Raw genomic sequence first — 12,431 nt, 5'->3', positions numbered from 1 at the left:
AAACGCTGAATGAAAAAAATAGTTTTTGCTGCATCTGTTCTTTCGATGAGCCTTTGCCTTTGGAGCTGCGGTGGCGCACATGGCGACGATCCTGGTCATGCCTACATGCCGGATATGTATTACTCCCGTGCGTACGAAGCGTATGGCTACAACATGGTAAACGGGGAATATGACAGCCTTCGCAAAAGAGGGATCAGTTACACTTCATTGACCGTTGCCGGAACCGTTGCACGGGGTGAAGAGCTGCCAACCCATTTGACAGGTGACTCTGCCGGATTGAAAATAGCCAACGGCCTGAAAAATCCGCTGGACAGCCTTTCCAAAGTGCCGGAGCAAATGAAAGAAGCCGAGCGACTTTACCTGGTCAACTGCGGCATTTGCCACGGCACGGCGCTGGATGGTAACGGCCCCTTGTACAAAGGCGGCGACGGTCCTTACCCGGCAGCTCCCCGTCCATTGAATGGGGAATATGCAAAAGCATTGAGCGACGGCTCGATCTTCTATACCATCACCTATGGTAAGAATGCAATGGGTAGCTATGCTTCCCAACTTCGTCCCGAGCAGCGCTGGATGGTCGTCAGCTATATCCGTAGCAAACAGGGCGGGGCCAGCACGTCTGACTCAACCGGTAAAGCCACGCAAAATGCACCGGCTGCTGCCACTGCAACAACCGGCGGTAAAACACAACCTTAATTCGAACACAGAATAAAAGAAAGAGCGTAATGACCACTTTAAAAGAGCAATTTGTAGTACCGAAACGATACAACACCTTCTCGCTTGTGTTGATGGCCATTGGTGTGCTGTCGTTGATCATTTTATTCATCACCCATGGCACAAGCAGCGATGAGCATGTGGCTGCCCGTTTCTGGGCATCCATTCTGCAGAACAGCGTTTTCTTTCTGATGGTTACAAATGGTTGCATCTTTTTTATCGCCGCTACAACGCTTGCCTGGGGCGGCTGGCAAATGTCATTTCGCCGTGTTCCCGAAGCCATTGCAGCCTGCGTTCCCTTCCTGGGCGGCATTGCCGGCATCGTGTTGTTGGCGCTGGTTTTCGGTGGCAATCATGCCATTTATCATTGGGCCAGTCCCGAAGCTGCACATGACCCGGGTATCGAGCACAAAGCCGGCTTTTTGAACAAAACGTTTTTTGCCGTATGGACGATCATCACCATCGTTGGATGGTCGTGGTTGGGTAAAAAGCTTCGTACGTTGTCGACGGAAATCGACAACAAACCACTGAGTGTGGAAGAGGGAAAGCGTTATATCTGGAACAACACCGTATGGGCTGCCGTGTATGCTGTTTTGTTTGCCCTGACCGTCTTGTCGTCCATTCCCTGGTTCTGGCTCATGAGCATCGATGCGCACTGGTACTCTACAATGTATAGCTGGTACACCTTTGCTTCTTCCTGGGTTTCGGCTCTTTCACTGATCACGCTGTTCGTGGTTTACCTGAAGAACAATGGCTACCTGGAACTGACCACGAAGGAACACCTGCACGACCTGGGTAAATTCATTTTTGCCTTCTCGATCTTCTGGACCTACCTGTGGTTCTCGCAGTTCATGCTGATCTGGTACGCCAACATCCCGGAAGAAACCATTTATTTCAAGCCCCGCTTGCAGGGTCCGTACCGTGCAATCTTTTTCCTGAACCTGATCATCAACTTCCTGGCACCGCTGCTGTTGCTGATGAAACGTTCATCCAAGCGCAACTATGGCACCATCACCATGATGGCCGTACTGGTGATCTTTGGTCACTGGCTGGACTTTTACCAGATGGTAATGCCGACAGCGGTGATGAACCCGGAAACAAAACAAACGTATGTTCCGAATATGCTTCCTGACATTGGTATCGGTCTTGGTTTTGTGGGCCTGATCATGTTTGTGACTGGCCGTGCGCTTGCCAAGAACTCGCTGGTGGCCAAAAACCACCCGTTCCTGAAGGAAAGTATCATTCATCACACGTAATGTGAAAGTTTGTTTGAATCAACTGATATGAGGCGTATTCTGAAGGAATTTTGCCTTGTGACCAATAATTAAAGAAAGTATGTCATCTACCTGGATTATAGTCGCATTTATTTTAGGCTTTCTGATCGTTTTCCAGATCGCGAAGGCCAGCGAGTACGTTGCCATCTTACGAGGAGAAGAAAGAAACCGCAAAGAATCGAACCGCATCAATGGTTTTATGCTTCTCGCTTTTTTAATCGTGGGTCTGTTTGGCGTATGGTATTGCAACCATACACTGAAAGACAAGATCCTGGGTGAGCCGGCATCCGATCATGGCGTACGCATCGACACGATGCTGTACATCACCCTCGCCATCACCTTTGTCGTATTTGTGATCACCCAGGTGGCTCTCTTCTACTTTGCCTATAAATACCAGGAGAAAGAAGGACAGAAGGCGTATTTCTATCCCCACAACAACAAGCTGGAGCTGATCTGGACAGTTATTCCCGCCATCACGCTGACCGTGCTCGTTGGATTTGGTCTCTACTACTGGTTCGAGATTACCGGCGAAGCGCCTGCCAATGCGCAGACCGTGGAAGTAACCGGCAGCCAGTTCAAATGGGAATTCCGTTATCCGGGAGCCGATGGCAAATTGGGTAAACGTTATTACAAAGAAATCGATCCGATGAAGAATAATCCATTGGGTCAGGTATGGGCCGACCCTGCCAACCAGGATGACATCGTAACCAGCCAGGATCTGCACCTTGTGGTGAACAAGCCGGTCAAGCTGGTTATCTATTCAAAGGATGTCATCCATGACGTGGGTCTGCCGCACTTCCGCATGAAAATGGATGCCGTACCAGGTACGCCAACAACCATGTGGTTTACGCCGAAGTTCACGACCAAGCAGATGAAGCAGAAATACGGCGATGAATTTGTGTATGAAATCTCTTGCGACCAGATGTGCGGAAAAGGTCACTTTAGTATGAGAGGTACAGTTGTTGTTGAATCGCAGGCCGAATACGATGAGTACATGGCCAAGCAAAAGGCACAATACGCACTGGCCAACGAAGCCGCGCCGGCCGCAACGCCAGCCGCTGTTCCAACGGCTGTGCCAGCCAACGACACAACGAAGCCAAAGGCTGCCATGCCAACCACCGTGCAGGGTGCAGCAGCGTCTCAGAAAACACATTAATCCAGTTTAGCGTAAAAGAATTTGATATGAACAACGAATCTCAATCACATGTGCAGGAAGGGGCGGTGACACATGATGTTCACCACAACGGGAATGGTCATGATGGCCATCATCATCACAAGGAAACGTTTATCACCAAATATATTTTCAGCCAGGATCACAAAACGATCGCTAAACAGTTTTTGATCACCGGTATGATCTGGGCCATTATTGGTGCCTTGTTTTCCGTTCTGTTCCGTTTGCAATTGGGTTTTCCGGATGAATCCTTCCCGATTCTTGAAACCTTTTTTGGCAAATGGGCAAAAGGCGGCCGCATTGCACCTGAATTTTATTATGCCCTGATCACGATGCACGGAACCATCCTGGTATTCTTTGTATTGACGGCAGGTCTGAGCGGTACGTTTGCAAACCTGCTCATTCCCCTGCAGGTGGGAGCCCGTGACATGGCGTCTCCGTTTATGAACATGTTGTCGTACTGGTTCTTCTTCCTGGCCAGCGTGGTGATGATGTCTTCCCTGTTTGTCTCAACTGGTCCCGCATCGGGCGGATGGACGATGTATCCACCGCTGAGCGCACTGGGACAAGCTAACCTGGGTTCCCGTATCGGTACCGATTTGTGGATTACGTCGATGGCCCTGTTCGTTGTGTCATCGCTGCTGGGCGGTTTGAACTACGTGGCTACGATCCTGAACATGCGTACAAAAGGGATGAGCATGACACGCATGCCGCTGACGATCTGGGGCCTGTTCTTTACCGCGATCCTCGGTATCCTTTCTTTCCCGGTACTGCTGTCTGGTTTTATCCTGCTCCTGTTCGATCGTAACCTTGGAACGTCTTTCTACCTGAGCGATATCTATACTGCTGGCCAGGCGCTGCCCAACGAAGGCGGTAGTCCTATTCTTTACCAGCACCTGTTCTGGTTCCTGGGTCACCCCGAGGTATACATTATCATCCTGCCCGCCATGGGTATGGTGTCCGAAATCATGAGTGTGAACAGCCGCAAACCGATCTTCGGTTATATGGCGATGGTGGGTTCTTTGTTTGCCATCTGCGTGCTGGCCTTCCTGGTTTGGGCGCACCACATGTTTGTATCGGGTATGAACCCGTTCATGGGATCCGTGTTCGTTTTGCTAACGCTGTTGATCGCCATTCCATCGGCTATCAAAGTGTTCAACTGGATCACGACGATCTGGCGGGGCAACATCCGCTTCACACCGGCTATGTTGTTCTCTATCGGATTTGTGAGCCTGTTTATCTCCGGTGGCTTAACCGGTATCTGGCTCGGTAACTCTACGATCGACATCCACGTTCACGATACGTATTTTGTTATTGCACACTTCCATATTGTAATGGGTGTGTCGGCCTTCTTCGGCATGTTTGCCGGTGTTTACCACTGGTTCCCGAAAATGTTTGGCCGCTACCTGAACAACACGCTGGGTTATATCCATTTCTGGGTGACCTTGGCCGGTGCTTACCTGATCTTCTGGCCCATGCACTACATGGGACTGGCAGGTGTTCCGCGCCGCTACCTGGATTTTAGCATCTGGAAAAGCTTTAACCAGTTCAACAGCCTGAACCAGATGATCTCCGTGGTAACGATCATCGTGTTTGCTGTGAACCTGATGTTTGTGTTCAATTTCTTCTACTCCATGTTCAAGGGAAGAAAATTGCGTACGCAAAACCCATGGAATTCGGCTTCGCTGGAATGGACCACACCAATCCACCCGGGTCACGGAAACTGGGCTGGTGAAATTCCGGAAGTTCATCGCTGGCCATACGATTATGGAAAAGATGGCCGTGATTTTATTCCGCAAACAGAACCCATTGGCGCGAACGAATCAAAGCATTGAGTCAATTAGCCGTTGAGCAGGATGCGAAAGGCATCGCTGCGGGCAAATAAAAGTTATTTGAGATAGTTTTGTTTGCAAAGGCATCTAATAAAAAAACATTGGAAACCGGAGCGAACAACAGTGCGAAAGCACAATTGAAAGATTACATCCAGTTGACAAAACCATCGCTGACGATCATGGTGGTTTTTTCAAGTGTGATTTGCTATCTGCTGGCACCCAAAGTGGTCCAGTATGATGGGCTGATGATTGTTCTTTTATTTATTGGAGGTTTCCTTGTGGCAGGCAGTGCCAATGCGATCAACCAGACCGTGGAAAAGGAGACAGACAGGATGATGAAGCGAACGTCTACGCGACCGGTTGCTTCAGGCAGACTGAGTGAAACGCAGGGATGGGCGTTTGCCGTGATCACCGGTGTTGCCGGGGTGGCGATTTTGAGCTACTTCTTCAATTTCCTGAGTGGTGCGCTGGCCGCTTTCAGCCTGTTTCTCTACGCCTTTGTATACACACCCTTGAAAAAGGTGAATGCAATTGCCGTTCTGGTAGGAGCCATTCCCGGTGCTCTTCCCTGCCTCATTGGCTGGGCGGCCGGAAATGACTCGGTGATGGGTTTTGAAAGCAATGTCAACGCCTGGGGAGGTTGGCTACTTTTCCTGATCCAGTTTCTTTGGCAGTTTCCGCACTTCTGGGCAATTGCCTGGATTGCACACAAAGACTATTCGGGTGCGGGCTTTCGCCTTCTACCGGCAGAAAAAGGGCCAACGAAATTCACGGCCATTCAAACCGTGATGTATGCAGTGCTCCTGATCCCGGTGTGTGTGTTACCGTATTTCATCGGCATGACGGAATACCAAAGCACCAAGGGCCTGGTTTGCCTGGTCATTGTGATGCTGGCGAATTTCTTTCTGATCGCACAGTGCGTACGGCTTTACAAGGAAATGAATGCTAAAGCGGCACGAAGAGTGATGTTTAGCAGCTATATCTACCTGCCAATCGTGCTTTTGGCATTGCTGGCAAGTAAAAACTAACCCGGATTGATGGGAAAAGAAGCGGTTGCACGGCCTTTCAATCTGTTGAATCATCAAACTGTGTAGCCGAAAAAATAACTAGTGGAATCTGTGATGGTGAGTACGCAACAACGAAATAAAATTCATCCGCATAAGTTTACCTTGTGGATTGCGATTGGCAGCATCATTATGATGTTTGCCGGTCTCACGAGTGCATACATTGTGAAAAGTGGACAGGCCGGATGGCACGAGGTAAAAACCCCGATGCTTTTTTGGTACTCCACCGCTCTTTTGTTAACCAGCAGCATCACCATACAGGCTGCCTTGCGGAGCTTTAAGCACCGTTCCATGGCGACCTTCCGGGCTTTGTTGCTGGCGACGCTGGTTCTTGGGCTTGCCTTTGTGGTGATCCAGTACAAAGGTTTTTTGTGGCTTTGGGACAGAGGAGTACATTTTGAAGGATCGTCGGGTGCAGGGCAATTCCTTTACATCATTTTCGGGTTGCATGCCCTGCACGTTTTGGGAGGTCTTGTTGCACTGGTGTCTCTGTTTATCCGGCAGTATATCGGCCGATTCCGGAGCTACAATGTAACACCCATTGAGATCATGAGCACCTACTGGCATTTTGTGGACGTGCTGTGGATTTATTTATTTGTGTTCTTTATTTGGATCGGATAAACGAAGTCAGTCGATAGTTTTTAGTCTTCAGTTGAACGAAAAGAACTAAAAACTACAAACTATAAACTATAAACTAAATTATGGCAACTGCTACGGCAACAAGGACAAACTGGTGGAGCGGAGGGAGAAGCCCCTTCAACGTGGAATACGGCAAACTGATGATGTGGTACTTCCTGATGAGTGATGCGTTTACTTTTGGCGCCTTCCTGATCTCGTATGGCACCATTCGCTTTTCGCAAAACTACTGGCCCAACCCGAACGAAGTGTTCAACGCTTTCCCGGGAACGGGACACATGAACTTGCCGCTGGCATTTGTGAGCCTGATGACCTTCATCCTCATCATGAGTTCTGTAACGATGGTGCTGGCCGTGCACGAAGGCCACCATATGAACAGGAAAGGTGTGATGAAGTGGCTGGCCTGGACGATCGTCGGTGGTTTTGCCTTCCTGGCCTGCCAGGCATGGGAGTGGACGCACTTGATTACCGGCGAGCATGCCGTGCTGGTGAACAACAAGATCCAATTGATGGGACAGACCATGAGCCAGAACCCCTGGGGTCCCCGCCTGAGCGGTGCCCAGGTTTCACAGGCACTGGCCAATACACCACACGAAATCCTGGTAAAAATGGCCCATGGTGTTGACCTTACACTGGGACACGAACAACTGGAAGCCATGAACCACGGACAGCTTATGTCGATGATCAACAACGGCATTGCTGAAGGACACCTGCATGTCAGCGAACCCGGGCCTGTTGCGTTCGGCGGCTATTTCTACGGCATTACCGGCTTCCACGGCTTTCACGTATTCTCCGGCGTGTGTATCAACATCATCATGCTGATCCTGACAGCGAATGGTGTTTTTGAAAAACGCGGCCATTACCTGATGATCGAGAAGGCAGGTTTGTACTGGCACTTCGTAGACCTTGTTTGGGTATTCGTATTCTTGTGTTTTTATCTCATCTAACCTCAATAACAGATTTTACAAATGGAACAACATACATCATCTTCGGAAATTACGTTTCACCACGAGCCGGCAGAAGGAACAAAGCGGATCTGGAAAACATTCTGGCTCCTCCTGATCATTACCCTCATTGAACTGGCGCTGGGTTTCACCATGTACCTTTTCCATGGCAGCCTGTCGCACGGCGTCGTCCTGTTTCTTAAGGGTGTAATCGTGATCCTGTCGCTGGCAAAAGCCTTCTATATCGTGAGCATCTTCATGCACCTGGGCGACGAGCTGCGGAACATGATCATGACAGTAGTGGTTCCGCTTACCCTGTTTATCTGGTTTATCGGCGCATTTTTGTGGGATGGCAATGCCTATCGCACAAACCGCAACCGCTACGACCCGTCTATGGAGTACAAGACCACGCAGGCACCGGTAGAGAAAAAAGACACCACGGTTGCCCCGCTGCAATAACGATTAAAAATCGAAGGTGAGCTAATTGGTTTGGCTCATCTTCTCTTTTTGTAAACAAATAATTCTTCCGCCGCCGCTTACCTTTGCGGCGGTTTTTCATTTGTATGGTTTCGCAGAACAACCACCGTTCTCACGGTCTTCACCCGTTCGACTCTGCGCAACTTAAAAAATCCGTGAGACCGACACGTATGAACAAGACAGCCTTATACGGTTTGATCCTGGGCGTTTTTATTCCGGTAACCGCCTATTTCATCATGCGCTTTATTCCGCCGGCAAACGTAATGCCGTACCGCCTGTTTTATGACGACGTTCGCAAAACGGTGAAAAATGGCAAGGAAACGGACGACACGGTCTGGAGCCGTGTGCCCGATTTCCAACTTACCAACCAGCAGGGCGAAAAAGTATCCTGGAAAAACCTGGAGGGAAAGGTTATTGTTGCCAATTTCTTTTTTACCCGCTGTCCCCAGATCTGCCCGCGGCTGACGGAAAATATGAAGCGCCTGCAGGAGGCAGTGAAGAACAACAACAGGGCCGGTACCAACGAGGCCAATTTTGTGCAGTTTCTTTCCATTACGGTAGACCCGCTTCACGACAGCGTTGCGGAATTGAAGAAATATGCCGACCGTTTCCAGATCAACCCGCAAAACTGGTGGTTGCTAACCGGCGATAAAAAACAGATCTACGACCTGGCACTGAACGGGATGAAACTGGGCATCAACGAAACCGAGGTTGACACCGCGTTTATCCATTCGCAGTCCATGGTGCTGATCGACAAAGACCGCGTGATCCGGGCCCGGCACGACAGCCTTGGAAATATCAAACTATACAATGGTTTAGACTCCAACGACGTAAAGAATATTGCCGAAGACATCATTCTTCTGCGCCTGGAAAAAGAAAAGAAAGGCAAATTTTTTCTGGCTGACGAACTGCCGCTGATCGGCGTTGTGATGCTTGTCGCAGTTCTGGGCGTGATCGTTTTGGTGTTTGTTTTGAAAACGAAAAAGAGTATATGAGCCTGACACTGGTAAAAAATGACAAAAAAGCACGCATTCTTATCCTTGCGTTTTCCGCAATCATTTTCCTGGCAGTAACCGCATTGGAACGTGTGACACTCAATGTGCAGCTCGGGTTCAACCCGCACCTTTTTGCGTTTGTCAGCGCCGTTATCAACTCGTTTGTATCGCTTTTACTGGTGGCCGGTCTGGCAGCGGCCAAAAGCGGCTACTATACCGTACACCGCAATCTCATGCTTGCCGCCATTTTGCTGTCGGTCCTGTTCCTGTTTAGCTACATTGCTCACCACTTGTTTTCGGGATCGACTTTATACGGTGACCTCGACAAAAATGGTATTGTAGACGAAGCAGAAAAACTGGCTGCCGGCACCAGCCGTTATGTGTACCGCATTTTGTTGAGCACCCACATTCTGCTTGCGGGTATTTCACTGCCGTTTATTCTTTTTAGCGCTTACCGGGCCCTGACCAACGACAATGCCCGTCACCGGAAAATTGCAAAGATTACCTGGCCGATGTGGTTTTACGTGGCAGTAACGGGTCCCATCGTTTACTGGATGATCAGCCGGTATTATTGATCCTTTCGTTTGATCTGTAGTTCTTCCCACGGCGTGGTGCCATCTTTTTCACGGGTAAAAAGAAAGTTCTCATCTTCCTGGAGAATAATTTCTGCTGTCGTATAAACAAGATTGCCATCCAGCAAATGACCGCCGATAGTGGTTCCCGTGCTATCGCTAACACTGATATGAAGATGCGAGCCATTGACGGAAACCGTTCCCGCCAGGCTTACAATTTCAAAATGCCCTTCCGCCGTGCTGCCAGTGGGCTGGTTGGCAAAGCGGATATTGTAATGGGTTAAACTTCCGGCGCAGGTGCTGATCCACCCAGCCTGAATCTTGTTGGCTTTTACATATTGTTCGATCTCTTTTTTCAGATCGGCTCCCGGCTTCAGGCGCAGCGGATGCGTTTTACTCATTTTGGATTGACAGGAACTAAGGAATAATAGCAGGGCAAAAACGACTTGTCTCACACGTCAAACCTACATCAAGTTACAACAGACCGCAGCACCAACCTTGGAGTTTGGTCTGCCCATTACCAGGCACGAATCCTTTAGAATTCTGGTGTCTTTGTGCATTTAAAATTGCCGTTTCCCGCAGGCTTTTTTGAAACAGAAACACCGCCTTACCGCGGCAAGGGGTTAGAATAGGTGGAAATACGTACGCAAAGATCTTTTTTGGTTCTTCTTCCAAAAGGAATTGACAGAGTACGTGAAGTTTTCTATTTTGGCTCCGTTTCCTTCCAGGAGATTTTACCAACCAAACTAACACTTATGAAAGCTTGTGTGTCGCATAGCCCTATCCGCGGGAAATCCATTCTTTTATCTCTTGCTATAGTCAGCGTTTTTCATCTATCTGCACAAAAAAACAAAACAGTCGATCCAAACCTCCCGGCATTTGGCCAGGTGGAAAAGACAGACCTGTTGATGAAAGAATGCGATTTCGACGACAAGGCCGAGGCCATGGTGATACTCGACGACGGCGAACTTGCCTACATCCCGAACACCGGAATGGAGCTGAACCGTCGGCTGCGCATTAAAATTCTCAATACCAAGGGGCTGGATTGGGCCAACGTTCATCTTCCCTATCGCATCGAAACCGGCGGCTCCCAGTATATCTCCGACATCGAGGCACAGACCTACAACCTCGACGAAGCGGGCAATGTCGTTACGACCAAGGTGGACAAAAAACTCGTGTACGATAAAAAGCTGAGCAAGCGTAACGCTGAAAAAGTCTTCACCTTTCCGCAGGTCAAAGTGGGTTCTATCATCGAGTACAAATACAAATACAACGGCGCAGGGTTGATCGACTGGTACTTCCAGCGTTCGATACCGGTGCGCTACAGTCGCTTCAGGCTTGATTTTCCGGACCAGATCGACGTGGCCGTTATTCCTTTCTGTGCGCATGAATACCAGAAAACGCACGAAACACCCGGCACCCGGGTTGTCGACACCTACATCATGAGCAAAGTGCCCGCCCTCCATGACGAGCCCTTTGTGATCAACGAAGATGTGTACCGCGACCGGCTCGAGACAAAAGTGGTGGCTTTTAATATTGAAGGACGCAGGTTCAACCGCGTGGTGAACTGGATGGATGTGATCAAATTCCTGATGGAAGACGAAGATTTTGGTACGCAGGTAAAGAAAAACATTCCCCGCACAGCCGACCTGGACGAAAAGCTCAAAACCATCACGTCGCCCTACGAGCGGATGAAGACCATCTATAAGTATGTCCAGGACAATATGCAGTGGAATGAGTACACAGGCATCTGGGCACTGGATGGTGTAAAAAGCGCCTGGAAAGACAAAAAAGGGACAGCGGGTGAAATGAACCTGATCCTGGTAAACCTGTTAAAGGATGCGGGGCTGAATGCTCATCCCTTGCTGGTAAGCTCTCACGACTACGGTGTCGTCAACACGGTTGATGCCGGCACGAAAGACTACCCCGGCTTTAACCAGTTCAATAAAGTGGTAGCTTACCTGGAGCTGAATGGGGTTCCCTACGTCCTGGATGCGACGCAAAAGGGAACACCCGTTCACCTGATCCCCATGGACATTTTGATGACGCAGGGACTGGCAATTGAAAAGATCGAAACGCAGGAGTGGGGATGGAAAACCCTTTGGAAAGACGGAACAATAGCAAAGAATGTTATCCGGATCAACGGCACGATTGACGAAGGTGGAAAAATGTCCGGCGAGGCCGTCATCAACAGTTTCGATTATGCCCGTCTGGCCCGTATCGGGACCGTCAAAGCCGGAAAAGAAAAATTCATTGAGCGCTATGCGACCGATCCCAATGCGAGGCTTGCGGTTGATGCGGTAGAATTTGAAAACGTGCAATCCGACAGTCTCCCCCTTCTCCAAACGGTCAAATTCAAACAGACGTTGAACACGACAGGCGATTACAGGTATTTTTCCGCCAACCTGCTGACAGGACTGGAGAAAAACCCGTTTGTTGCCGACAACCGTTCCGCCGACGTTTTCTTTGGCTACAATCAAAACACGATTATTTACGGCACCTTCTCCGCACCGGAGGGCTACGAGTTTGACGAACTTCCCAAAAATATCCGGATGATCATGCCCGACACCAGCATCGCCATCTCACGCCAGTCGCAGGTCAACGGAAATTTGTTGCAGACAAAAATTCAGCTCGATTTCAAAAAGCCGATGTATGGGGTAACAGAGTATGGCGATCTGCAGGTATTTTACCAACGGCTTTTCGAGATCCTGAATGAACAATTTGTGGTTCGGAAAAAAACGGCTAAACCTTAATC

Annotated in this window: 12 protein-coding genes; 11 read left to right on the top strand and 1 reads right to left on the bottom strand. The window is 49.4% G+C overall.

Annotated features, from left to right (window positions below; genetic code table 11):
* Positions 1 to 9: 9 nt before the first annotated feature.
* The 10 genes from D6024_RS02915 (at position 10) to D6024_RS02870 (ending at position 9,679) form a co-directional block, all read left to right on the top strand.
* Entirely contained in the window at positions 10 to 693 is a 684-nt protein-coding gene (locus D6024_RS02915) for a c-type cytochrome (protein ID WP_121352787.1), read from the top strand.
* 29 nt (positions 694 to 722) lie between these two features.
* The gene (locus tag D6024_RS02910) at positions 723 to 1,967 is read left to right on the top strand and encodes a quinol:cytochrome C oxidoreductase (protein ID WP_121352785.1); all 1,245 of its coding nucleotides are present in this window, start codon (positions 723 to 725) and stop codon (positions 1,965 to 1,967) included.
* 79 nt (positions 1,968 to 2,046) lie between these two features.
* A complete protein-coding gene (locus D6024_RS02905; RefSeq protein ID WP_121352783.1) occupies positions 2,047 to 3,141 on the top strand; it encodes a cytochrome c oxidase subunit II in 1,095 nt (364 codons plus the stop codon).
* Positions 3,142 to 3,167: 26 nt separating this feature from the next.
* Positions 3,168 to 4,991, top strand: coding sequence for a cytochrome c oxidase subunit I (locus D6024_RS02900; protein WP_121352782.1), 1,824 nt, complete (start codon positions 3,168 to 3,170; stop codon positions 4,989 to 4,991).
* Between the two features lie 98 nt (positions 4,992 to 5,089).
* Complete coding sequence (gene cyoE, locus D6024_RS02895; protein ID WP_240409921.1) at positions 5,090 to 6,016, top strand: heme o synthase; 927 nt, start codon at positions 5,090 to 5,092, stop codon at positions 6,014 to 6,016.
* Positions 6,017 to 6,097: 81 nt separating this feature from the next.
* Positions 6,098 to 6,673 (top strand): cytochrome c oxidase subunit 3, encoded by a 576-nt coding sequence (locus D6024_RS02890; protein ID WP_240409920.1) that lies wholly within the window; start codon positions 6,098 to 6,100, stop codon positions 6,671 to 6,673.
* A gap of 80 nt (positions 6,674 to 6,753) precedes the next feature.
* Positions 6,754 to 7,635 (top strand): cytochrome c oxidase subunit 3, encoded by an 882-nt coding sequence (locus D6024_RS02885; RefSeq protein WP_205573212.1) that lies wholly within the window; start codon positions 6,754 to 6,756, stop codon positions 7,633 to 7,635.
* 21 nt (positions 7,636 to 7,656) lie between these two features.
* Positions 7,657 to 8,091 (top strand): cytochrome C oxidase subunit IV family protein, encoded by a 435-nt coding sequence (locus D6024_RS02880; protein ID WP_121352780.1) that lies wholly within the window; start codon positions 7,657 to 7,659, stop codon positions 8,089 to 8,091.
* Between the two features lie 188 nt (positions 8,092 to 8,279).
* Positions 8,280 to 9,104: an SCO family protein gene (locus tag D6024_RS02875; RefSeq protein ID WP_162944495.1), complete on the top strand. Its 825-nt coding sequence runs from the start codon at positions 8,280 to 8,282 to the stop codon at positions 9,102 to 9,104.
* Complete coding sequence (locus D6024_RS02870) at positions 9,101 to 9,679, top strand: DUF420 domain-containing protein (RefSeq protein ID WP_121352776.1); 579 nt, start codon at positions 9,101 to 9,103, stop codon at positions 9,677 to 9,679. The genes D6024_RS02875 and D6024_RS02870 overlap by 4 nt, the downstream gene beginning before the upstream one ends.
* Here D6024_RS02870 and D6024_RS02865 read toward each other — a convergent pair.
* Complete coding sequence (locus D6024_RS02865) at positions 9,673 to 10,077, bottom strand: PPC domain-containing DNA-binding protein (RefSeq protein WP_121352774.1); 405 nt, start codon at positions 10,075 to 10,077, stop codon at positions 9,673 to 9,675. The genes D6024_RS02870 and D6024_RS02865 overlap by 7 nt on opposite strands.
* Positions 10,078 to 10,431: 354 nt before the next feature.
* Between D6024_RS02865 and D6024_RS02855 the strand changes: the two genes are divergently transcribed.
* Positions 10,432 to 12,429 (top strand): DUF3857 domain-containing protein, encoded by a 1,998-nt coding sequence (locus D6024_RS02855; RefSeq protein ID WP_121352770.1) that lies wholly within the window; start codon positions 10,432 to 10,434, stop codon positions 12,427 to 12,429.
* The last annotated feature ends 2 nt before the right edge of the window (positions 12,430 to 12,431 follow it).

This window comes from Flavisolibacter nicotianae (assembly GCF_003628535.1).
GTDB classification, from domain to species: Bacteria; Bacteroidota; Bacteroidia; order Chitinophagales; family Chitinophagaceae; genus Flavisolibacter; species Flavisolibacter nicotianae.
Note: the sequence above shows the minus strand (reverse complement) of the source record. Positions and strands in the feature narration are given on the sequence as shown.